This is a genomic window from Oryzobacter terrae, from assembly GCF_042756445.1.
GTDB lineage: Bacteria > Actinomycetota > Actinomycetes > Actinomycetales > Dermatophilaceae > Oryzobacter > Oryzobacter terrae.
The window spans coordinates 1,975,480-1,996,710 of sequence record NZ_CP170578.1; the positions used below are offsets into that span (position 1 = coordinate 1,975,480).

Sequence of the window (21,231 nt, forward strand, 5' to 3'; positions counted from 1 at the left end):
CCAGCCGTGATCCTCACCGCCGACCGCGTCGTCCTGCCCACCGGCTCCGTCGAGCCGGGCTGGGTGGAGACGAGCGGTGAGCGGATCACCGGCGCCGGCGGGCACTCCCCGCCGGCGCCGGCCGCCCGGCACCTCCCGGGGACGCTCGTCCCCGGCTTCGTCGACCAGCACTGCCACGGCGGCGGCGGCGCCTCGTTCACCACCGGCGACCCCTCCGACGCGGCCCGGGTCGTCGCGACGCACCGCGCCCACGGCACGACCTCGCTCGTCGCGAGCCTCGTCACCGACACGAGCGAGCGCCTCGAGTCGCACGTGAAGGCCCTCGCGCCTCTCGTCCGCGCCGGCGAGCTCGTCGGGCTGCACCTCGAGGGGCCCTGGCTGAGCAGCCGGCACTGCGGCGCCCACGACCCCGCCCTGCTGCGCGCCCCCGACCGCGAGGAGGTCGTGCGCATCCTCGACGCCGCCGACGGGACGGTCCGGATGGTGACCCTCGCGCCCGAGCTCGACCACGGCCTCGACACCGTCCGCCTGCTCCGCGAGCGCGGGGTCGTCGCCGCCCTGGGCCACACCGACGCACGGTTCGACCTCTCGCGCAGCGCCATCGACGCCGGCGTCACGGTCGGCACCCACCTGTTCAACGCGATGCGTGGGGTCCACCACCGCGAGCCCGGCCCCGTCCTCGCGCTCGCCGGCGACCGTCGCGTCGTCGTCGAGCTCATCGCCGACGGCATCCACCTGCACCCCGAGGTGCTGCACTGGGCGGCGACGTCGACACCCGGCCGCTTCGCCCTCGTCACCGACGCGATGGGCGCCGCCGGCGCGGCGGACGGCGACTACGTCCTCGGTCCGGCCGCCGTCCAGGTGCGCGACCGCGTGGCACGGCTCACCGACGGCGGCGCCATCGCCGGGAGCACCCTGACCATGGACCGCGCCCTGCGCTACGCCGTGACGGTCGCCGGCGTGCCGCTCGACCTGGCCGTCGAGGCGTCGTCCTCGACCCCGGCGCGCGTCCTCGGCCTCACCGACGTCGGCGCGCTCGCCGCGGGACGGCGGGCCGACCTCGTGCACCTCGACGACGAGCTCGAGGTCATCGCGGTGATGCGCGCCGGCGCCTGGCTCAGCCCCACCTCCTGACCCCCTCCCACCCGACTGATTGCCCTCAGCCCACGCCGAACCCCCGTTCTCGCGTGGGCTGAGGGCAATCAGTCGGGGGTGGGGGTGGCCTCGACCGGTGCGGGGACCGGTGGGGCGTCGTGGCCCGTGCCGGCGAGCTCGGCGTCCTCGAGGCGGCGGTAGCGCACGAGGATGATCGCGACGGCCAGGGCGCCCGCGGTGACGGGGACGGCGTAGGCGCGCTGGGCGCCCCAGGCCTCGATGGCCCAGCCGGCGACGGCCGAACCCCCCGAGATCCCGATGAGGATGCCGGTGACGGCGACCGCCATGCCCTCGGTGACGAGCGCCTTGGGGACGAGCTTCTGGGCCAGCGACAGGCTCGTGATGAGCATCGGGGCCGTCGCCGACCCCGCGACGACCATGACGACGGCGAGCGGCCACAGGCCCCCGGCGAACAGCGCCGGGACCTCGAGGACGAACATCGCCGCCGCGGCGATCGCGAGGCGCCGGGTGAGGCTCGTCGCGAACACCTTGGTGCCGAAGACGATGCCCGCGATCGTCGACCCGAGGGCGAAGCCGCCGAGGATGACGCTCGAGAAGCTCGTGCTGCCCTCCTCCTTCGCGAACGCGACGGCGATGACCTCGTTCGCGCCGAAGATGACGCCGGTCATGACGAGGGCGGTCGCGACGACGAGGAGGCCCGGCCGGCGGATCGCCAGGCCGCCGGGGCGGTCACCGTGGGGCACGACGGGCGGCTCGGTGGCGCGGGCCGACAGGAAGGCCACGCACCCGCCCGTGAAGAGGATGGTCGCGAGGACGAGCCCGGCCTCGGGGAACCACAGGGTCGAGACGAGGACGGCGAGCACCGGCCCGAGGACGAAGGAGGCCTCGTCGGCGACCTGCTCGAAGGCCATCGCGGTGTGGAGCCGCTCGGGCTCGTCGTGGAAGATGTGCGCCCAGCGGGCCCGCGACATCGGCCCGGGCTCGGGGAGGATCGCGCTCAGCCCGTAGAGGACGAACAGGGTCCACGCGGGGGCCCCCGTCGCGGAGCAGGCGACGACGCCGGCGCAGGTGACCGCCGACAGGAGGACGAACGGGACGGCCACCCGCCGCTGGCCGTACTTGTCGACGAGCCGCCCGAGGACCGGCCCGGCGACCGCGAGGACGGCCAGGCCGACGGCGGACACCGCCCCCGCGAGGCCGAAGGACCCCCGGCGCTCGCTGATCATGACGATCACCGCGACACCGAACATCGCGCCACCGGTGCGCGAGAAGGCCGTTCCGGCGATGAAGGGCAGCGCTCCGGGAACCCGGAAGAGCGGGGCGTAGGCGGACAGCATCAGCGGAAGGCCGACTCTCCGGTGAGCGCCTGGCCGATGACGAGGGTGTGCATCTCGACGGTGCCCTCGTAGGTGAGGACGGACTCGAGGTTGTTGGCGTGCCGCATGACGGGGAACTCGCCGCTGACGCCGTTGGCGCCGAGGACGGTCCGTGCGGTGCGGCAGATCTCGATGGCCTTCGAGACGTTGTTGTACTTGCCGACCGAGACCTGCTCGGGGCGCAGCCCGACGGTGTCCTTGCGACGGCCGAGGTGGAGGGCGAGCAGCTGCCCGAGCTGGAGCTCGACGGCCATGGTCGCGAGCTTGGCCTGGGTCAGCTGGAAGCCGGCGACGGGGCGGCCGAACTGGACGCGCTCCATCGAGTACCGGCGGGCGGCGTCGAGGCAGGAGCGGGCCGCGCCCAGCGACCCCCAGACGATGCCGTACCTGGCCTCGGAGAGGCAGGCCAGCGGTCCCTTGAGGCCCTGGACGTCGGGCAGGACCGCCTCGGCGGGGAGGCGGACCTCGTCGAGGGTGAGCTCGGCGGTGACCGACGCCCTCAGCGACATCTTGTGGTGGATCGTGTGGGCGCTGAATCCCGGTGTGTCCGTGGGAACCACGAAGCCACGGATCCCGCCGTGGTCCTCTCCCGCGTTGGCCCAGACGACCGCCACGTCGGCGACCGAACCGTTCGTGATCCACGTCTTGCCCCCGGTGAGGACCCAGTCGTCAGCGTCGCGGCGGGCCCGCGTCCGCATCGCGGCGGGGTCGGAGCCGTGGTCGGGCTCGGTGAGGCCGAAGCAGCCGATGGCCTCGCCCGCGGCCATCCGCGGCAGCCACTCCTGCTTCTGGTCCTCGGTGCCGAAGCGGTGGATCGCGAACATCGCGAGGCTGCCCTGGACCGACACGAGCGAACGGATGCCGGAGTCGCTCGCCTCCAGCTCGAGGCAGGCCAGCCCGTAGTCGACGGCCGACGTGCCGGCGCAGCCGTAGCCCTCGAGGTGCATGCCGAGGAGGCCGACCTTGCCGAACTCGCGGGCCAGCTCGCGCACGACGGGCAGCTCGCCCCTCTCGTACCACTCCATGACGTGGGGGTCGACGAGCTCGGCGCACACCGCACGCGTCGAGGCCCGGATCGCCTTCTCGTCGTCGGTGAGCAGGCCGTCGACGTCGACGAGGTCGAGGGGGTCGGACGGACGCTTCGGCATCGAGGACGGGGCGCTCATCCCCCCATCATGACGGGTCGCCGCGAGTGCTGAGGTGGTCGCCCCGACGACCACGTCGGCACTCGGGGCCGGGGGGCGAGGGTCAGGGACGGGCGGAGGCGGCGCCGAGGAGGGCCGCGAGCCCGAGGGCGCTGCGCGGGTCGTAGGCGCAGCGCCACAGGCCGCCGTGCGCGGCCGCCCAGGCCTCGTCCTGCCAGGGGTGCTCCTGCGCGGGAGCGCCCTCAACGAGGTCGTGCACGAGGAGGGCGGCCATGAGGGTGTTGGCCGTCCCGGGCTCGAAGACCTCGACGCCGAAGCGGTGCGCTCCCGCGTAGGCGGCCGCGAGGGCCCGGTTCTTCAGGACCGACCTCGTCCGGGTCGGCGGGGCGATCTTGAACGAGACGTCGGCGCCCTCGGCCCGCGCGGTGGTCGCCCGCCAGCGCTGGATCCGCTTGGCGAGCAGGTAGTTGGGTCCCTGCTGGAGGACGACCGAGTCGTTGATGCCGGGGTCCTCGCCGGGGAGGTAGTTGCGGCGCAGCAGCCGGCCGCCCGACAGGGTGCGCAGGGGGACCCGCAGGACCTTGGAGGTGCGTCGCTGCGTGTAGGCCTGCACGCTCGCGGCGACGGCGTCACCCGGGACGGCGAAGACGTCGGTGGGAGTGGCGAGGAAGGACAGGGCGGTGTCGGGCCGCGCCTCGCGGACGGTGCGGGTCAGGGCGTCGACCGCGACACTGACCCGGACGTTGGTGGCGCCGTCGGCGTAGACGTAGTTGCCGACGACGAGCGAGCCCTCGAGGCCGGCAACCCATCCGGTGGCCGTCGGCAGGTCGTGGACGAGGTCGACGCCCGCTCGGTCGGCGAGCGCGGAGGTGCCGTGGCCCGCCGGCACGAGGACGCGCCCCGCACCCGTGCGGGCCTCGTCGAGGACCCTCGCCCAGAGGTCGGGCCGGGGCAGGTCGACGGCGGCGACGGTGGCGCCCCAGCGCAGCAGCGCCCGCAGCGGCCCCATCTCTGCCGCGGCTCCGAGGACGACGACGGTGCGTCCCTCGAGCCGCAGCCACTCGGGGTTCTCGAGGACGGACGTGACCGCCTCGCGCAGGCTCGGCTCGACGACGCCGTCGGCGACCCACGTGTCGAGCTGGCGGCGCAGGTCGTCGCCCGCGAGCCGCTTCCCCCGGTACGGGAGGGTGAGGGCGGTGTCGGGGCGTCCCGACCCGGTGACGACCTCGGTGGCCAGCCGGTCGGCAGGACTGCCGACGACCCCGCCGAGGGCGGCGGCCAGGCGGACCTCGCGGCCGTCGGGGTCGCGCCACCGCATCCGCTCGTGCACCGACGCCAGGCCGGCCTCCGCGACGGCGCGCGCGTCCTCGGGGCGGGCGAGCCCGGCCTCGACGAGCCGGCGGAAGTGGGTGAGGTACCCGCTGCGCCAGTTCGTCTCGCGGTGTGCGGCCGCGGCGCCGACCGGGTCGACCGGGGCGAGCGCCTCGGCGACGACCCCGCGTCCGGTGGCTCCCGTGGAGCGCCGCCCCTCGACCTCGGGGAAGACGACTCCGGTGGGCTCGCTCATCGCTCGACCCTATCCGTGCGCACCGGGCCACCGCCCGTCCCGCAGTCCCATCAGTCCCGGGTGCGTGCCCACACGGCGAGCGCGGTCCGGGTGGGCAGGTCGAGCTTGTGCAGGACATGGGCGACGTGGTTCTCGACGGTCCGCTCCGAGAGGACGAGCCGGCCCGCGATCGCCCCGTTGGTCAGGCCCTCCGCGACGAGGTCGGCCACCTCCCGCTCGCGCGCCGTGAGCCGGGGGTCGCCGGTGGGGGTGGCGGTGAGGGCCGCCGCCGCGTCGAGGACGACCGTGGCGCCGACCCGCCCGGCGAGGTCGGCGGCCGCGGCGCCGTGCTCGCTGCGGCCGCGCGTGCCGGCGCCGAACGACCGCGCGAGCGTCAGGTGGGCCAGGGCAGCGTGCGGGAGGGCCTGCAGCGCCGTGCAGTCGACGAGGGCGGACCCGAGGTGACGCCGGGCGTCCTCCACCCGGCCCAGGACGAGGGCGAGCCGGCCGAGGGCGAGGGCGACCGGTCCGTGGTGCGGCGCGTGCGCCAGGCCGATGGCGAACCGGCCGTCGTGGGGGAGCAGCCGGTCGTACACCCCTGCCGCGACCTCGGTGTCGGAGAAGACCTCGCACAGGGCGGCCTCACCGACCGAGGCGATGAGCAGCTCCGGAGCGTCCTGCGGCATCGAGGACACGTGGCCGCGCAGCGCGGTCCACACCGCGCGCGCCCCCTCGCGGTCACCGGCCGCCTCGAGCGCCTCGGCGAGCCAGATCCGCGCGAGGAAGGGGAGGTCCTGCGTGGCACGGGCGACCTCGAGCGCGACCTCGGCGGCGCGCGCGCCGGTCCATCCGGCGACCTCGGAGGCGAAGACGAGGTGGAAGAAGTCGGCGGTGCTCGCCGGGCCTCCGACGTCGCGGGCCTCGTCGACGAGCCGCAGGACCTCGTCGAAGTCACCGGAGAGGAGGCGGGACGAGGCCCGGGTGAGGAGCAACCACGACCGCCAGTCGGCACCGAGCGTCTCGGTCAGCGGCTGGACGGTCGCTCGCTCGGCGGCCAGCTCGACCGGGCGGCCGAGCTCGGCGAAGGCGTCCATCCGCCAGCGGTGGCCCCACGCCGCGTACTCGAGCACCCCGGTCGCGGTGCCGAGCCCGACGGCCCGGTCGGCCAGCGCGAGCCGCTCCTCGACGTGGGCCGGGTTCTGCAGGTCGGCGATCCGCGCCTGGAGCCCCAGGAAGGCCGTCTCGGGGTCGGTGAGGTCGGCCGGGTCGACGTCGGTGAGCGGGGCGTGGTGGGTGTCCCGGGTGGCCGCGACCTGGGCCTCGAGTCGAACCCACCTCGGGTCGTCGGACGGGGTGAGGGCCAGCGCCTCGACCGCGAGGGCGTGCACCCGCGCCCGCAGGGTCGGGTCGGAGGGCCGGCGGAGCACGAGCGCGGCGTCGGCGAGCAGGTCCGTGTCGGCGGCCATCCGGGCCTGCACGGCCAGGGCGGCGCACACCTGCCAGGCGGCGGCGACGTCACCGGCCGCGTGCCGGCGACGTGCCTCGTCGAGGCGGGGGTCGACCGGTCGGTCCCTCGCACCGTTCGTGCCGGCGCCGTCCATGGCGGCGACCCTACCGACGGATCACCCTCGCCGTCCCGGGTGCGCGGTTGAGTGGTCCCACGGATGCGCGCCCGGCCGGGCCGTCCCTAGCGTCGTCGGCATGACGACCACGACCTCGCACCGCGCCCCCTCCCTCGAGCGGGCGGACCGCGTCCACCTCGCCGGGACCCTCACCGTCGCCGCCGGCGTCACCGGGGCCCTCGCCGGGGCCGCCCTCGCCCTCTGGCCGCGCGAGGTCCCGGCCGACCGGTTCTCGTACCCGCTGGGCTCCACCTCGCACGTCGCCTTCCAGCTGTTCTTCACCGTGCACCACCTGGGCCTGCTCGCCGGGCTCCTCGCCCTGGGGGTGCTGGCGCGACCCGTCGCCACCCGGGCGACCCGCGCCGGCCTCGGCCTCGGCGCGGTCGGGATGGTCGGGCTGACCCTCATGGAGGCGGTCGTGGCGGTCGTCGGGCTCGGCATCACCGTCGACTCCTCGCGCGGGCAGCTGCTCGGCTCCCTCTACGGCGTCGCGTCGATGATGATCGGGCTCGGCCTCGTCGTGGCCGGGGTGGGGCTGGCCCGCCGCCCGGTGTTCCCGGGCCGAGCCCGGTGGCTGCCGCTCGCCCTCGGGATCTGGGTGTTCGTCCCGATGACCCCCGCCCTGTTCGCGCCGATGGTGTGGGGCCGGCTCGCCATCATCGGCTGGATGCTCCTCTTCGCAGCGCTCGGCGTCGCCCTCCGAGCGACGACAGACGGATCGGACCGGCCGTGACCGCGTCGTCGAGCCGCGCGTGGGTGGCGGCAGGGGTGGTCGTCGGCGTCACGTGGGCAGCCGGCCTGCGCGGGTGGATGGTGCAGCTCGTCGGCGACGCGTCGGTGTTCTCCTGGTCGACGGAGGTGCTCGTCCTCCTCCCCGGTGCGGCGGTCGGTGGGCTGACCGCGCTCGCCGCGGTGCGCCACGCGCAGGGTCGCGGCCTCCCGCGGGGGATCGTGTGGTCGCCGGCGCTGTTCGCCACCGCCCTGCTCGACCCGACCATCCTGCGGGCCTTCGTCAGCACCGGCGAGGGGTCCGGCGCCCTCATGGTCGCGGCCACGGCACTGGCCGGGGGCGCGGCGCTGTCGCGTCGCCGGTGGTCGGCGGGCCGCGTGCTCGCCGCCGTCGTCGCCGTCGCGGGGATGCTCCTGCTCACCGCCATCGGGACGATGGCCGCGCCGTTCACCACCCCTCGCGGCGCCTGGGTCTGCCTCCTCGGCGCCACGCTCATGGCCGTGCTCGTCGCGGCGTCGTCGGTGGTCCACCGGGGCGGCACCGGCCTGACGGCGCGGTCGCTGCCGTGGGTCGGTGCGGTGGCGGGCCTGGCCTGGGCGGGGTCGCTGCGCGCGCTCATGGCCGCCGTCGTGGGCGACGGGTCGACCGCCTCGTGGCTCGGGACCTTCGGCTGGGTGCTCGCACCGGGGGCCGCGGTCGGCGCGCTGCTGGGCTGGGCCGAGCTCGAGCGGCGCCGGGGGCGGCCCCACCGCCTCCTCGTGTGGTCGCCGGTGCTGTTCGTCGCCGTCCTCGTGCCGGGCCTGGTCGACCTCGACGCGTTCCTCGCGTCGGGGATCGGCGGTGGCGCCGTCGGCGTGCCCGCGATGGCCGTCATCGGCGCCCACGCCCTCGCCGCCCGCCGGGGCGTGACCCGCGCGGTCTGCGCGCTCGTCCTCCTCGGCGGGCTGGCGGTGTGGCTGCTGACGGCGGAGTCCGTCGGCGGGCCCGGCTTCGCCCTCACGACCCCGCGCGGGACCTGGGCGACGCTGTTCTACGTGGGGCTGCTCGGCACCGCGGCGCTGGCCACCGCGGTGCCGCTGCGGCCTCAGCCCCAGACGAGCCCGCGCGACGGGTCGCGCAGGATCGCGGCGACGTCGGCGAGGTAGCGGCTGCCGAGCTCGCCGTCGACGAGGCGGTGGTCGAAGGAGAGCGCGAGGGTGGTGACCCAGCGCGGCTCGATCGACTCGCTGCCGTCGGCGCCGGTGACGACCCACGGCCGCCGCTCGACGGCACCGAACGCGAGGATCGCCGCCTCTCCGGGGTTGAGGATCGGGGTGCCGGCGTCGACGCCGAACACGCCGACGTTGGTGATCGTGATCGTGCCGCCGGACATCTCGGCCGGCTGCGTGCGACCTTCACGGGCGGTCGCGGTGAGGGCCCCGATCGCCGCGGCGAGCTCGCGCATCGACATCGTGTCGGCGTCCTTGACGTTCGGGACGACGAGACCGCGCGGGGTGGCGGCCGCGATGCCGAGGTTGACGTAGTGCTTGTGGACGATCTCCTGGGCGGCCTCGTCCCACGAGGCGTTGACCTCGGGGTTGCGCCGGAGCGCCACGAGCATCGCCTTCGCGAGGACGAGCAGGGGCGTGACCTTGACGTCCGTGAACTCCCGGTCCTGCTTGAGGCGCTCGACGAGCTCCATCGTCGCGGTGACGTCGAGGGTGACCCACTCGGTGACGTGTGGCGCCGTGAAGGCCGACCCGACCATCGCCTGAGCCGTCATCTTGCGCACGCCCTTGACCGGGACGCGCGTCTCCCTGGCAGCGCCAGGGGCTCGGCGCTCCCCGCCCCCGGTGGGGCGGCCCCACCGGGACGCGGCGGGCGCGACGTCGGAGTCCGGGGAGTCGCTCGTGCCGGACGCCGCGGCCTCGACGTCGGCGCGGGTGACGATGCCCCCCTCTCCGCTCGGGCTCACCGACCCGAGATCGATCCCGAGGTCCTTGGCGAGCTTGCGGACGGGCGGCTTGGCGAGCGCGCGAGCGGGCTCGCCGGTCACCTCCGGCTGTCCCTGCCGTGACCGATCGGTCGACTCCGGTACGGCGGGCGCGGCGCCCTTGCGGGGGCGGCGCTTGGCCTCGGTCTGCTTGACGCCGTAGCCGACGAGGACGGCGGTGCGGCCGGTGGAGGTCGTGCCGCCGATGAGCCCTTCCTCGATCTCCTCGGCCGGCGCGGCCGTGGCGGAGGCGGACGACGCGGCGGCCGGGGTGGCGACGGGGGCGGCCGGTGCGGGGGCACCGCCGAGGCCGTCGTCGACGGAGATGATCGGGGTGCCGACCTCGACGGTCGCGCCCTCCTCGACGAGGAGCGCCGCGACCGTGCCGGCGAACGGCACGGGCAGCTCGACGAGCGACTTCGCCGTCTCGATCTCGACGACGACGTCGTTGACCTTGACGGTGTCGCCGACCTTGACGTGCCAGGTCACGACCTCGGCCTCGGTGAGGCCCTCACCGGGGTCGGGCAGACGGAACTCACGAAGAGCCATGTGCGAGAACCCCTCTCAGTAGGCGAGCGATCGGTCGACGGCGTCGAGGACGCGGTCGAGGTCGGGCAGGAACTCCTCCTCGATGCGGCTCGGCGGGTACGGCACGTTGTAGCCGCCGACCCGGAGCACGGGTGCCTCGAGGGAGTGGAAGGCCTGCTCGGTGACGAGGGCCGAGATCTCGGAGCCGAGGCCGAGGAAGGTCGAGGCCTCGTGGACGACGACGGCCCGGCCGGTCCGTCGGACCGAGCCGAGGATGGCGTCCTCGTCGAGCGGGGAGAGCGAGCGCAGGTCGATGACCTCGAGGCTGCGGCCCTCCTCCTCGGCGGCCTGGGCAGCCTGGAGGCAGGTCTTCACCATCGGGCCGTAGGCCAGCAGGGTGAGGTCGGTGCCCTCGCGCAGGACCCGGGCCGAACCGAGCGGGCCGTCGGGGCCGTCGCCGACCTCGCCCTTGTCCCAGTAGCGGCGCTTGGGCTCGTAGAAGACGACGGGGTCGTCGGTCTCGACGGCCTGCTGGATCATCCAGTGCGCGTCGTGCGGGTTGGAGCACACGACGACCTTGAGGCCCGCGGTGTGGGCGAAGTACGCCTCGTTGCTCTCGCTGTGGTGCTCGACCGCCCCGATGCCACCACCGAAGGGGATCCGGATGACGATCGGCATCGAGACGAACCCGAGGGACCGGGCGCGCAGCTTGGCGATCTGGCTGACGATGTGGTCGAAGGCGGGGTAGACGAAGCCGTCGAACTGGATCTCGACCACCGGGCGGTAGCCGCGCAGCGCCATCCCGATGGCGGTGCCCATGATCCCGGCCTCGGCGAGCGGGGTGTCGATGACGCGGTCCTCGCCGAAGTCCTTCTGGAGGCCCTCGGTGACCCGGAAGACGCCACCGAGCTTGCCGATGTCCTCACCCATGAGGACGACCTTCGGGTCCTTCTCCATCGCGGCGCGCAGGCCGCTCGTGATGCCCTTGGCGATCGTCGTCTGGCTCATCGGTGGCCTCCCTCGAACGAGGCCTGGTAGGCGACGAACTCGGCCCGCTCCCGCTCCATCACGGGGTGCGCCTCGGCGTAGACGTGGTCGAACATCTCGGAGCCGTCCGGGTCGGGCATCGTGAGGCACCGCTCGCGCACGTCGGCGCCGAGCTCGTCGGCCTCCTCGTCGACGGCGTCGAAGAAGTCGGTGTCGGCCCGGCCGGTCGTCGTGAGCCAGCGCTTGAAGCGCTCGATGGGGTCGCGGTGCTTCCACACCTCGACCTCGGCGCTGACGCGGTACTTCGTGGGGTCGTCGGAGGTGGTGTGGGCGCCCATCCGGTAGGTGTAGGCCTCGATGAACGTGGGGCCCTGGCCGGAACGGGCGGCGTCGAGGGCCGCCTTGGTGACGGCGTACACCGCGAGGACGTCGTTGCCGTCGACCCGGATGCCCGGGAAGCCGAAGCCGCGGGCGCGGTGCCACAGGGGCGCGCGGGTCTGCTTCTCGTTGGGCTCGGAGATGGCCCACTGGTTGTTCTGGCAGAAGAAGACGACGGGGCTGTTGTTGACGCCCGCGAAGACGAGCGCCTCGGAGACGTCGCCCTGGCTCGTCGCGCCGTCGCCGAAGTAGGCGATGACGGCGGTGTCGCGCTCGTCGTCACCGGTGCCGACGTGGCCGTCGCGCTGCACGCCCATGGCGTAGCCGGTCGCGTGGAGCGTCTGGGCGCCGATGATGATCGTGTAGAGGTGGAAGTTCTTCTCGTTGGGGTCCCAGCCGCCGTGGTTGACCCCGCGGAACATCCCGAGGAGGTTGACCGGGTCGACCCCGCGGCACCAGGCAACGCCGTGCTCGCGGTAGGTGGGGAACGCGTAGTCCTGCGGGCGCATCGCGCGGCCGGAGCCGACCTGCGCGGCCTCCTGGCCGAGGAGGCTGGCCCACAGGCCCAGCTCGCCCTGGCGCTGGAGCGCGGTGGCCTCGGCGTCGAAGCGCCGGATGAGGACGAGGTCGCGGTAGAACCCGCGCACCTCCTCGTCGGAGAGGGCGTCGACGACGGCGTCGTGGTCGGCGTGGCTCACCCGCTCGCCCTCGGGGTTGAGCAGCTGGACCATCTCCGGGCCGCCGTCCTGGACGGGGCGCTCGGGGGCCTCGGCTCGCGTCACGTGGTGGTCCACGCCGAACGCCGTCTCGAGGGGGGCGACTGCGTTGTCGCTCACTGGGCACTCCTTCTCCGGGCCTCCGTGGTGACGGGTGCCGCGTCGCGGGCCGACGGGACGCTGCGGTGGTGACCGAGCGGACCGCCGGCAGGGTCGTCGTGACCGCTGGTGCTGGGTGTGGCGACGGTCACTGCCGGGTGTCGATCCCACCGTACCGGTGGGGGTCCGCTTCCACCCAAGCCGCAGGTCGCAGGCCGCGGAGCGCCCCTTCTCGTCGAGGTCCCGCGACATGCGGACGCGCAGCCCTCGGCATCGGCATGTCGCGGGACCTCGACGGCAGGCGGGCGCCGGGGGCCTACGGTCGGGGGATGACGACGCCCACCGCGGACCTGCGAGGCGCCGTCGACGCCGCCGCCTCCTCCACCGGCTTCTCCGGGGTCGTGCGGGTCGACCGCGACGGCGTGACCGAGGTCGACGCCGCCTACGGGCTCGCCGACCGCCGCCACGGCATCGCGATGACGACGTCGACCCGGCTCGGGACCGCGAGCGCCGTCAAGGGGCTCACGGCCGTCCTCGTCCTGCAGCTCGTCGACGACGGGGCCCTCTCGCTCGGCACCCGGGTGCGCGACGTCCTCGGGTCCGACCTGCCGCTCGTCGACGACCGGGTCACCGTCGAGCACCTCCTCACCCACCGCTCGGGCATCGGCGACTACGTCGACGAGGAGGCGATGGAGCAGGTCACCGACCACGTGATGACGGTCCCGGTGCACACGCTGACGACGACGGAGGACTACCTCGGCGTGCTCGACTGCCACCCCCAGGTGTTCGAGCCCGGGGCGCGGACCACCTACAACAACAGCGGTTTCGTCGTGCTGGCCCTCGTGGCCGGCCGGGTGGCCGGCCGCGTGTTCGAGGAGCTGCTGCTCGAGCGGGTCTGCCGGCCGGCCGGGATGGCGTCGTCGGCCTTCCTCCGCTCCGACGAGCTCCCCGCCGACGCCGCCACGGGGTACCTCTGGGGCGACCGGCCGCGGACCAACGTCCTCCACCTCCCGGTCGTCGGCACCGGCGACGGCGGCCTCTACACGACGACCGCCGACGTCGCCGCCTTCTGGCGCGCGCTGGACTCCGGAATCCTCCTGCCCGAGGCCACCCTCGCCGACGCCCTGACCGTCCGCGGCACCGACGCGGACGGCTCCCGGTACGGCCTCGGGCTCCTCCTCGGCGCACGGGACGGGGTCGTGGCGCTGGTCGGCAGCGACGCCGGGGTGTCGTTCCAGAGCGTGCACGACCGCGGCCGGGGCCTCACGTGGACGGTCGCCTCGAACACGACCGAGGGCGCCTGGCCCGTCGCGCGCGCCCTCTCGGAGCAGCTCGCCCCCTGAGGTCAGGCGTACGCCTGCTCCCCGGGCGCGAGGACGCGCAGCCAGCGTCCCCGGTACCCGTCGACGCGGACCACGACGCGACCGGAGGGCGGCAGCTCGGCGTCGGCCTCCCCGTCGAGGACGTCGCGCAGCACCGAGCCCTCCGGGACGCGGCCGAGCTCGAGGGTGACCTCGGCGTCCTGCGCGCCGAGGTTGTGCAGGGCGAGCAGGCGCCAGTCCTCGCACCGGGCGACGTGCGCGAGCACCGCCGGCGCGTCGTGGTCGAGGACCTCGACCTCCGACCAGCCGATCTGCGGCATCTGGCGGTAGCGGCGCACCAGGGTGCGAACGAAGGACCAGAGGGAGTCGGGGTCCTGCCGCTGCGCGGCGGCGTTGACGTGCTCCGGGGCGAAGAGCCCGGTCGGCTGGGGCCGGGTGAGCCGGCGCCTCGCGGCGGTGGAGAACCCGCCGTTGGGGCCGTCGTCCCACTGCATCGGGGTGCGGACCGCGAGCCGCCCCTCGACGTCGAGGTTCTCGCCCATCCCGATCTCCTCGCCGTAGAACAGCGTCGGCGTCCCGGGCAGCGAGAACATGAGGGAGTAGACGAGCCGGATCCGGCGCTCGTCGCCGCCGAGCATCGTCGGCAGGCGACGCCGCAGGCCCCGGCCGTAGAGCTGCATCCCGGGGTCGGGGCCGAAGGCGGCGAAGACCTCCTTGCGCTCGGACATCGGCAGCTTGTCGAGCGTCAGCTCGTCGTGGTTGCGCACGAAGTTCGCCCACTGGCTCGTCTCGTCGAGCGGCGGCCGCTCGCGCAGCGCGTCGGCCAGCGGCGTCGCGTCCTCCCGGGCGAGCGAGAGGTACAGGCGCTGCATCCCGATGAAGTCGAACTGCATGTTGAGGCCGTCGCCGTCGGCCCCGCCGAAGAACTCCTTCTGCTGCGGGTAGGGCAGGTTCACCTCGCCGAGCAGGGCGGCGTCGCCGAGGCGCCGGGTCACGAAGTCGCGGACGTCCTTGAGGTAGCGCTGCGGGTCGAACCCGCCGGGCTCCGACCCGGGATAGGTGTCGGTGGCGAAGAGGAAGGGCACCGCGTCGATGCGGAAGCCGGCGACGCCGAGCTCGAGCCAGAAGCCCAGCGTGCGCGCGATCTCCTCCTGGACCGCGGGGTTCGCGACGTTGAGGTCGGGCTGGGTCCGGTAGAAGTGGTGGAGGAACCATTCGCCGGTCTTCTCGTCGAGCTCCCAGATGCTGTCCTCCTTGTCGGGGAAGACGACCTCCTTCGCGCTGGAGCGGGGCTTGGTGGCCGACCAGACGTAGTGCTGGCGGTACGGGTCGTCGACGCTGCGGCGCGCGCTCCTGAACCACGGGTGCCGGTCGGAGGTGTGGTTCATGACGAAGTCGACGACGACCCGGATGCCGCGGCTGCGGGCGGTGCGGACGAGCTCGACGAAGTCGCCGAGGGTGCCCAGGCGCGGGTCGACGCCGAAGAAGTCGGTGATGTCGTAGCCGTCGTCCCGACCGGCCGTGGGGTAGAGCGGCATGAGCCACAGGCAGGTGATGCCGAGGTCGGCGAGGTACTCGATGCGCTCGGTCATCCCCCGGAGGTCGCCGACGCCGTCGCCGTCGCTGTCCTGGAAGGTCTCGACGTCGGCGCAGTAGAAGACGGCCGACTTCCACCACACGTCCCCGGTCTGGCTGAGCCTCATCGGGTCGCCTCCTCGCGCTCGACGGCCGGCCGGTCGGTGACGGCGGGCGGGGGCGGCGTCGGGTCGAGCCGCGGGAGGACGTGCTCGCCGAAGGTGTCGATGAACGCCTCCTGCTCCTGGCCGACGAAGTGGAGGTAGACCTCGTCCCACCCCTGCTCGACGTACTCCTCGATCCAGGCGACGTGACGGGCCGGGTCGGACGAGACGTTGACGACCCTCGCGACCTGCTCCGGCGTCACCGTCTCGGCCATCGTGTCGAAGGCCTCGACCGTCTCGGTGTCCCACGCGACCGGGGGCCCGTGGACGTTGCTGCGCCACTGGTCGTGGGCGACGGCGAGCGCCTCGTCGTCGGTCGGGGCCCAGCTGAGGTGGACCTGCAGCCGCGCCGCGCCGCGTCCTCCGGCGTCACGGTAGGCGTCGAGGACGCGGCGGAGGGTCTCGAGCGGCTGGTTCACCGTGACGAGCCCGTCGGCCCAGTCGGCGTGGCGGGCGGCGGTCTCGGGCGTGACCGCGGGGCCGATGAGCGGGGGGACGCTCTCGGGCAGGGTCCACAGGCGGCCGCGGTTCACCGTGACGAGGCCCTCGTGGTTGACCTCCTCACCGGACAGGAGGCGGCGGATGACGTCGACGCACTCGCGCAGCCGCTCGTCGCGGACCTCCTTGCGCGGCCACTCGGCCCCCGTGACCCGCTCGTTGCTCGCCTCCCCGGAGCCCAGCGCGGCCCAGAACCGCCCGGGGAACATGCTCGACAGGGTCGCGATGCCCTGGGCCACGATCGCCGGGTGGTAGCGCTGGCCCGGGGCGTTGACGACGCCGAACGGCAGGTCGGTCGTCGCGAGCGCGGCACCGAGGAAGGACCACGCGAAGCCGGACTCCCCCTGCCGGGCCGACCACGGCGAGAGGTGGTCCGAGCTCATCGCCGCGGTGAAGCCCGCGCGCTCCGCGTGCTGGACGTCGCGCAGCAGCCGTCCCGGGGAGATCTGTTCGTGCGAGCAGTGGAAGCCGATGACCGTCATGCACGACCACGCAACCCCAGTGGCGGCGCCGAGTCAACGCGACGTCCTCAGGAACCGGTGGCCCGGGCCCGAGGAACCGCAGGTCAGCGGGCGGGGTGCGCCGCGAGGAAGGCGCCGGCGACCTCGACGAGCCGGTCGTTGGCCTCGCGCTCGGCGATCGTCGCCCGGGCGCCGTCGGTGCCGTAGGGCCGCACCGTGAGACCGGCCTCCTGACAGGCGGCGGCGAAGGCGGCGGTGTCGTCACCGAGCCCGAACCAGACGAAGTTGGCCTGCTGGTCGGGGATGTCCCAGCCCTGCTCGCGCAGGGCCGCGACGACCCGCTCGCGCTCGGCCACGAGCTCCTTGACCCGGACCTCGAGCTCGTCGGCCGCCGCGAGCGAGGCCACCGCGGCGTCCTGGGCGAGGGCGTTGACACCGAAGGGGATGGCGGCCTTGCGCAGCGCCGCGGCCACCGGCTCGTGGGCGACGGCGTAGCCCACCCGCAGCCCGGCGAGCCCGTAGGCCTTCGAGAAGGTCCGCAGCACCGCGACGTTCGGGCGGGCCCGGTGCACGGCCAGCGCGTCGGGGGAGTCGGGGGCCGTGACGAACTCGAGGTAGGCCTCGTCGATGACGACGAGCACGTCCTCGGGCACCCGGTCGAGGAAGTGCGCGAGCTCGTCGGCGCCGACGGTGGTGCCCGTGGGGTTGTTCGGCGTGCACACGAGGACGAGACGGGTGCGCTCGGTGACCGCCGCCGCCATCGCGTCGAGGTCGTGGCGGGCGCCGGCTCCGAGCGGCACCGGCACCGGGGTCGCACCCGAGAGGGTCACGAGGATGGGGTAGGCCTCGAACGAGCGCCAGGCGAAGACGACCTCGTCGCCGGGGCCGCAGGTCGCCGCCACGAGCTGGCCGAGCACCCCGACCGACCCCGGGCCCGTCGCGATGCGGGCTGCCGGGACGTCGAGCCGCTCGGCGAGGGCCTCGGTGAGGGCCGTGACCGCCATGTCGGGATACCGGTTGACCGACCCCGCGGCCTCGCGCAGGACGTCGAGGACCGAGGGCAGCGGCGGGAAGGGGTTCTCGTTGCTGCTGATCTTGTACGCCGTGACCCCCTCGGGCGCCGAGGCCGGGCGCCCCGGGGTGTAGGCCGGGAGCGCGTCGATGACACCGCGCAGCCGGACCGGGGTGGCCGGGTCGAGGGGGGCTCCGGTGGGCTCGGGCGACGACGGGATCTCCGTCGTCGCGGCGGCCTGGGCGGTCTCGTCGGTCATGGCGACCACTGTAGGGCGGACCAGCGGCCGACCCCGAGGGTCCCTCGCGGTCCCGGGCCCCGCTCCGGCGGAGCGAATGTCGTGGTCCGGCGGCGCCACACCTGACACACTGCGCCTGTGAAGAACTTCCTCATCAAGGTCGTCATCAACGGGATCGCCCTGTGGGTCGCGGCGCTCGTCGTCGACGGGGTCAACCTCGCCGAGGGCGAGGCGACGTGGGGCAAGAAGCTCCTGACGATCGTGCTCGTGGCCCTGCTGTTCGGCCTCGTCAACGCGGTGATCAAGCCGGTCGTCAAGCTGTTCTCGCTGCCGTTCATCGTCCTGACGCTCGGCCTGTTCACCTTCGTCGTCAACGCCTTCATGCTCCAGATCACCGAGTGGATCAGCAGGCCGCTGGGACTGTCGTTCTCCATCGACGACTTCTTCTGGGACGCGGTCTTCGCGGCGGTCGTCATCACCCTCGTCTCCTGGGTCCTCAGCGTCGTCCTGCCCGACGACGACGACTGAGCGCACCGCAGCATGGGCCGTCACGGGGCCCCCCGGTCCGGGGGCCGACTTCGCAGCGCCGCGTTCCTCGTCGTCCCCACCCTGACGCTCGCCCTCGCCGCGGGCGGTGGGTACGCCTGGTGGTCGAGCCGCGCCTCCACGGCCACGGCCTCCCCGGCCGCCGCCGGCGGGTGCGCCGAGCCGCTCGAGGTGCTCGTCGCCGCCGAGCTCGGCCCGGTGGTGCGCGACCTCCTCACCACGACCGACGGAGCGGGCTGCCGCCTCGCCCGGGTCGGGTCGGCGTCCTCGCTCACGGCGATCCAGCAGATCGGCGGCGGCCGCGTCCCCGAGGTCTGGGTCCCCGACTCCTCGACCTGGGTCGACGCCCTCCCCGGGTCGGGCGAGCTGCCGACGTCTCCCGACGGCTGGGCCTCGGGCGGGTCGGTGGCGTCGAGCCCCGTGCTCCTCGTCTCGCCCACCTCGGGCCCGAACGTCGTCACCACCGTCCCGGCGTCGTGGTCGGACCTCCTCAACGTCAGGGGCACGGTCCAGATGGCCAACCCCGACGTCGACACGGCGAGCCGGCTGGCCTACTACTCCTCGCGGATCGGTCGCCCCGAGGCCCTCGACCTCACGAGCGCCGGCAAGCTGATCTTCGCCTCGCGCTTCGCCGCAGCCTCGACCCAGGACCTCTTCTCCCTCGCCGGGGGCGACCAGGGCAAGGTGCTCCCCTTCCCCGCGCCCGAGCAGGCGGTGGCGGGGTTCGCGTCGTCCTCGGCCGGGAAGGTCAAGGTCTTCGTCCCGACCGCCGGGACGATGAGCCTGGACTACCCGTGGATGCTCGACAAGGCCCTGCAACCCGAGCGAAAGGCGCTGGCGGAGAGGGCGTTCGCCGTCCTCACCTCCGATGCCGGGCGTGCGGCCGTGTCGGGCGCGGGCTTCCGCAGCGGCGCGGACGGTACGGGCCCGTCGATCGAAGGCGCCACGACCCCCGCGTTCACCGAGCTGGCCACCCCCGACGCCGACGGTCGCCGCGCCGCCCTCGAGCAGTGGGATGTCCTGCGCACGGACATGCGGATGCTCGCGATCCTCGACGTCTCCGGCTCGATGAAGTACCCCGCCAAGGGCACCCGGGGCATGACCCGCGCCAAGGTGACCGAGGAGGCCGCGGTCACCGCGCTGAAGATCCTCCCCGCCGGCAGCAGGATCGGGGCCTGGGTGTTCTCGACCGACCAGCAGCGCAAGGGCGTCGACCACAAGGAGCTCGCCCGGGTCGAGGCGCTCGACGCCGCGTACCGCGGCAGGACGTGGCGCGACCACCTCGTCAGCGTGACCCGCACCCTCCCCGACCGCCTCCGCGGCGACACCGGCCTCTACGACACCACCGCCGCGGCCTACGCGAAGATGGTCGCGGAGTACGACCCCGAGTACATCAACTCGGTCGTCATCATGACCGACGGCAAGAACGACGACCCGGGCGGCGGCCTCGACCTCAAGGGCCTCCTCGCGAGGATCAAGGCCACGAGCCGGGGCGACCGGCCGGTGCGCGTCATCACCATCGGGATGGGCGAGGCCGACCCCAAGGCGCTCACGACGATCTCGAGGGCGACCGGCGGCACGTCGTACATCGCGAACACCCCCGCCGACATCCAGCGGGTGTTCGTCCAGGCCCTGCTGGCGCGGACGACCTGATCGCGGCCGCCGGTAGGGTCGGTGACATGCGCGTCCTCGTCTCCGGCGGTGCCGGCTACATCGGGTCCCACACCGTCGTCCAGCTCGTCGCGGCGGGGCACGAGGTCGTCGTCGTCGACTCCTTCGCCAACGCCAAGCCCTCGGTCGTCGGTCGCCTCGAGGCGCTGACCGGCCGCCCGCTCGACGTGCGCTCCTTCGACCTCACCGACGTCGACAAGACCGAGCACCTCTTCGCCCACGAGCCCTTCGACGCCGTCATCCACTTCGCCGGGTTCAAGGCCGTGGGCGAGAGCGTCGAGAAGCCCCTGGAGTACTACGAGAACAACCTGGGCTCGACCTTCTCCCTCGTGCGCGCGATGCGCCGCCACGGCGTCGCCAAGCTCGTCTTCTCCTCCAGCGCCACCGTCTACGGGGCGCAGGCGCCGGTGCCGATGCGCGAGGACCTGCCGACCTCGGCCACCAACCCCTACGGGTGGACCAAGGTCATGCAGGAACAGGTGCTGCGCGACGTCGCCGCCTCCGACCCCACCTGGCGGATCGCCCTGCTGCGCTACTTCAACCCCGTCGGCGCCCACGCGTCGGGCACCATCGGCGAGGACCCCAGCGACATCCCCAACAACCTCATGCCCTACCTGGCCCAGGTCGCCGTCGGGCGCCTGGAGAAGCTGTTGGTCTACGGCGACGACTACGACACCGTCGACGGCACCGGGGTGCGCGACTACATCCACGTCGAGGACCTCGCCGCCGGGCACATCGCCGCCCTGCACCAGCTCGGCGACACCCGGGCCCCGGTGTCCACGTGGAACCTGGGCACCGGCACCGGGACCTCGGTCCTGCAGCTGCTCGCCGCGTTCGAGCGCGCGTGCGGGCACACCCTGCCCTACGAGGTCGTCGCCCGCCGCGCGGGCGACATCGCCGCCTCCTACGCCGACCCGACCCGCGCCGAGGCCGAGCTCGGCTGGCGCGCCACCCGCACCGTCGACGACATGTGCGCCGACTCCTGGCGGTGGCAGAGCCAGAACCCCCGCGGCTACCCCGAGGGCTGACCCGCGGCGAGCGGCGGCTCGGGTCAGGAGTCCTTCGGCAAGGGCGTCTTGACGCGGATCATGTTGCCGGCGGGGTCGCGGAAGGCGCAGTCCCGCACGCCGTAGAACTGGTCCGCGGGCTCCTGGAGGACCTCGGCGCCCGAGCCGGCGACGTGCTCGAACAGGGCGTCCACGTCGTCGACGGAGAGGATGAGGGAGGACATCAGGCCCTTGGCGAGCAGGGTGTCCATCGCGGCGCGGTCGTCGTCGGAGCTGCCGGGGTAGATCCCGACCGACTGGATGACGACCTCGAGCTCGGGCTGGGCCGGGGGCGAGACGCTCAGCCAGCGGTACTCGCCCTGGCTGACGTCGTTCGTCACGGTGAAGCCGAGGACGTCGCGGTAGAACTCGAGCGCCCTGTCGTGGTCGTCGACGACGAGGAAGCAGTTCGCGACGCGGAGCGACGCGGTCGAGGGGTGTGCCGCCGCGGCGGCGGTCCGGGTGCTGGTGTTGGTGTCCATG

18 protein-coding genes are annotated in these 21,231 nt (G+C 74.0%); 7 read left to right on the top strand and 11 right to left on the bottom strand.

The features are described from left to right. The first annotated feature begins 6 nt into the window (after positions 1 to 6). Positions 7 to 1,134, top strand: a complete 1,128-nt coding sequence (gene nagA, locus ACFWN3_RS09320) for an N-acetylglucosamine-6-phosphate deacetylase (RefSeq protein WP_377638895.1) — start codon at positions 7 to 9, stop codon at positions 1,132 to 1,134. 68 nt (positions 1,135 to 1,202) lie between these two features. On the opposite strand, the gene ACFWN3_RS09325 is transcribed toward nagA, so the two are convergent. The 4 genes from ACFWN3_RS09325 to ACFWN3_RS09340 form a co-directional block, all read right to left on the bottom strand. Further along, positions 1,203 to 2,453, bottom strand: a complete 1,251-nt coding sequence (locus ACFWN3_RS09325; RefSeq protein WP_377638897.1) for an MFS transporter — start codon at positions 2,451 to 2,453, stop codon at positions 1,203 to 1,205. After that, complete coding sequence (locus tag ACFWN3_RS09330; RefSeq protein ID WP_377638898.1) at positions 2,453 to 3,658, bottom strand: acyl-CoA dehydrogenase family protein; 1,206 nt, start codon at positions 3,656 to 3,658, stop codon at positions 2,453 to 2,455. Before ACFWN3_RS09330 ends, ACFWN3_RS09325 begins: the two co-directional genes overlap by 1 nt. 82 nt (positions 3,659 to 3,740) lie before the next feature. After that, a complete protein-coding gene (locus ACFWN3_RS09335) occupies positions 3,741 to 5,204 on the bottom strand; it encodes a hypothetical protein (RefSeq protein ID WP_377638900.1) in 1,464 nt (487 codons plus the stop codon). A gap of 50 nt (positions 5,205 to 5,254) precedes the next feature. Next, complete coding sequence (locus tag ACFWN3_RS09340; RefSeq protein ID WP_377638901.1) at positions 5,255 to 6,784, bottom strand: LuxR C-terminal-related transcriptional regulator; 1,530 nt, start codon at positions 6,782 to 6,784, stop codon at positions 5,255 to 5,257. Positions 6,785 to 6,884: 100 nt separating this feature from the next. Between ACFWN3_RS09340 and ACFWN3_RS09345 the strand changes: the two genes are divergently transcribed. Together ACFWN3_RS09345 and ACFWN3_RS09350 are read left to right on the top strand one after the other, a co-directional pair. Then, positions 6,885 to 7,538: a hypothetical protein gene (locus ACFWN3_RS09345; protein ID WP_377638902.1), complete on the top strand. Its 654-nt coding sequence runs from the start codon at positions 6,885 to 6,887 to the stop codon at positions 7,536 to 7,538. Beyond that, positions 7,535 to 8,680, top strand: coding sequence for a hypothetical protein (locus ACFWN3_RS09350; RefSeq protein ID WP_377638904.1), 1,146 nt, complete (start codon positions 7,535 to 7,537; stop codon positions 8,678 to 8,680). Before ACFWN3_RS09345 ends, ACFWN3_RS09350 begins: the two co-directional genes overlap by 4 nt. On the opposite strand, the gene ACFWN3_RS09355 is transcribed toward ACFWN3_RS09350, so the two are convergent. The 3 genes from ACFWN3_RS09355 to pdhA are packed head-to-tail and all read right to left on the bottom strand — an operon-like array spanning position 8,620 to position 12,236. Then, entirely contained in the window at positions 8,620 to 10,056 is a 1,437-nt protein-coding gene (locus ACFWN3_RS09355; RefSeq protein ID WP_377638905.1) for a dihydrolipoamide acetyltransferase family protein, read from the bottom strand. The two genes, ACFWN3_RS09350 and ACFWN3_RS09355, sit on opposite strands and share 61 nt — an antisense overlap. Positions 10,057 to 10,071: 15 nt before the next feature. After that, complete coding sequence (locus tag ACFWN3_RS09360; RefSeq protein WP_377638907.1) at positions 10,072 to 11,043, bottom strand: alpha-ketoacid dehydrogenase subunit beta; 972 nt, start codon at positions 11,041 to 11,043, stop codon at positions 10,072 to 10,074. After that, on the bottom strand, positions 11,040 to 12,236 hold the full coding sequence (gene pdhA, locus ACFWN3_RS09365; RefSeq protein WP_377638909.1) for a pyruvate dehydrogenase (acetyl-transferring) E1 component subunit alpha: 1,197 nt from the start codon (positions 12,234 to 12,236) through the stop codon (positions 11,040 to 11,042). Before pdhA ends, ACFWN3_RS09360 begins: the two co-directional genes overlap by 4 nt. Before the next feature lie 308 nt (positions 12,237 to 12,544). On the opposite strand from pdhA, the gene ACFWN3_RS09370 reads away from it, so the two are divergent. Continuing rightward, positions 12,545 to 13,558 (top strand): serine hydrolase domain-containing protein, encoded by a 1,014-nt coding sequence (locus ACFWN3_RS09370; protein WP_377638911.1) that lies wholly within the window; start codon positions 12,545 to 12,547, stop codon positions 13,556 to 13,558. Between the two features lie 2 nt (positions 13,559 to 13,560). Here ACFWN3_RS09370 and ACFWN3_RS09375 read toward each other — a convergent pair whose 3' ends face one another. The 3 genes from ACFWN3_RS09375 to ACFWN3_RS09385 all read right to left on the bottom strand — a co-directional run bounded on the left by ACFWN3_RS09375 (position 13,561) and on the right by ACFWN3_RS09385 (position 17,506). Further along, positions 13,561 to 15,240, bottom strand: coding sequence for an alpha-amylase family protein (locus ACFWN3_RS09375; protein WP_377638912.1), 1,680 nt, complete (start codon positions 15,238 to 15,240; stop codon positions 13,561 to 13,563). Further along, a complete protein-coding gene (locus ACFWN3_RS09380) occupies positions 15,237 to 16,256 on the bottom strand; it encodes a TIGR03885 family FMN-dependent LLM class oxidoreductase (protein WP_377638914.1) in 1,020 nt (339 codons plus the stop codon). Before ACFWN3_RS09380 ends, ACFWN3_RS09375 begins: the two co-directional genes overlap by 4 nt. 83 nt (positions 16,257 to 16,339) lie before the next feature. Continuing rightward, positions 16,340 to 17,506, bottom strand: coding sequence for a histidinol-phosphate transaminase (locus tag ACFWN3_RS09385; RefSeq protein ID WP_377638916.1), 1,167 nt, complete (start codon positions 17,504 to 17,506; stop codon positions 16,340 to 16,342). A gap of 117 nt (positions 17,507 to 17,623) precedes the next feature. Here ACFWN3_RS09385 and ACFWN3_RS09390 point away from each other — a divergent pair, with 117 nt between their 5' ends. From ACFWN3_RS09390 to galE, 3 genes are read left to right on the top strand one after another with little or no spacing between them, the layout of a single operon-like run. After that, complete coding sequence (locus ACFWN3_RS09390; RefSeq protein ID WP_377638918.1) at positions 17,624 to 18,013, top strand: phage holin family protein; 390 nt, start codon at positions 17,624 to 17,626, stop codon at positions 18,011 to 18,013. A gap of 12 nt (positions 18,014 to 18,025) precedes the next feature. After that, positions 18,026 to 19,684 (top strand): substrate-binding domain-containing protein, encoded by a 1,659-nt coding sequence (locus ACFWN3_RS09395; RefSeq protein WP_377638920.1) that lies wholly within the window; start codon positions 18,026 to 18,028, stop codon positions 19,682 to 19,684. Positions 19,685 to 19,710: 26 nt separating this feature from the next. Then, positions 19,711 to 20,730 (top strand): UDP-glucose 4-epimerase GalE, encoded by a 1,020-nt coding sequence (galE, locus tag ACFWN3_RS09400; RefSeq protein ID WP_377638922.1) that lies wholly within the window; start codon positions 19,711 to 19,713, stop codon positions 20,728 to 20,730. Positions 20,731 to 20,753: 23 nt separating this feature from the next. On the opposite strand, the gene ACFWN3_RS09405 is transcribed toward galE, so the two are convergent. Continuing rightward, complete coding sequence (locus ACFWN3_RS09405; RefSeq protein ID WP_377638923.1) at positions 20,754 to 21,230, bottom strand: VOC family protein; 477 nt, start codon at positions 21,228 to 21,230, stop codon at positions 20,754 to 20,756. Between the last annotated feature and the right edge of the window lies 1 nt (position 21,231).

What these genes read in the sequence shown, in the direction of transcription:
- ACFWN3_RS09345 (WP_377638902.1), top strand. Translation starts at nt 6,885, where the DNA reads ATGACGACCACGACCTCGCACCGCGCCCCCTCCCTCGAGCGGGCGGAC.
- ACFWN3_RS09375 (WP_377638912.1), bottom strand. Translation starts at nt 15,240, where the DNA reads ATGAGGCTCAGCCAGACCGGGGACGTGTGGTGGAAGTCGGCCGTCTTC.
- ACFWN3_RS09385 (WP_377638916.1), bottom strand. Translation starts at nt 17,506, where the DNA reads ATGACCGACGAGACCGCCCAGGCCGCCGCGACGACGGAGATCCCGTCG.
- ACFWN3_RS09340 (WP_377638901.1), bottom strand. Translation starts at nt 6,784, where the DNA reads ATGGACGGCGCCGGCACGAACGGTGCGAGGGACCGACCGGTCGACCCC.
- ACFWN3_RS09355 (WP_377638905.1), bottom strand. Translation starts at nt 10,056, where the DNA reads ATGGCTCTTCGTGAGTTCCGTCTGCCCGACCCCGGTGAGGGCCTCACC.
- ACFWN3_RS09335 (WP_377638900.1), bottom strand. Translation starts at nt 5,204, where the DNA reads ATGAGCGAGCCCACCGGAGTCGTCTTCCCCGAGGTCGAGGGGCGGCGC.
- ACFWN3_RS09395 (WP_377638920.1), top strand. Translation starts at nt 18,026, where the DNA reads ATGGGCCGTCACGGGGCCCCCCGGTCCGGGGGCCGACTTCGCAGCGCC.
- galE (WP_377638922.1), top strand. Translation starts at nt 19,711, where the DNA reads ATGCGCGTCCTCGTCTCCGGCGGTGCCGGCTACATCGGGTCCCACACC.
- ACFWN3_RS09405 (WP_377638923.1), bottom strand. Translation starts at nt 21,230, where the DNA reads ATGGACACCAACACCAGCACCCGGACCGCCGCCGCGGCGGCACACCCC.
- ACFWN3_RS09380 (WP_377638914.1), bottom strand. Translation starts at nt 16,256, where the DNA reads ATGACGGTCATCGGCTTCCACTGCTCGCACGAACAGATCTCCCCGGGA.
- ACFWN3_RS09325 (WP_377638897.1), bottom strand. Translation starts at nt 2,453, where the DNA reads ATGCTGTCCGCCTACGCCCCGCTCTTCCGGGTTCCCGGAGCGCTGCCC.
- ACFWN3_RS09330 (WP_377638898.1), bottom strand. Translation starts at nt 3,658, where the DNA reads ATGAGCGCCCCGTCCTCGATGCCGAAGCGTCCGTCCGACCCCCTCGAC.
- ACFWN3_RS09360 (WP_377638907.1), bottom strand. Translation starts at nt 11,043, where the DNA reads ATGAGCCAGACGACGATCGCCAAGGGCATCACGAGCGGCCTGCGCGCC.
- ACFWN3_RS09370 (WP_377638911.1), top strand. Translation starts at nt 12,545, where the DNA reads ATGACGACGCCCACCGCGGACCTGCGAGGCGCCGTCGACGCCGCCGCC.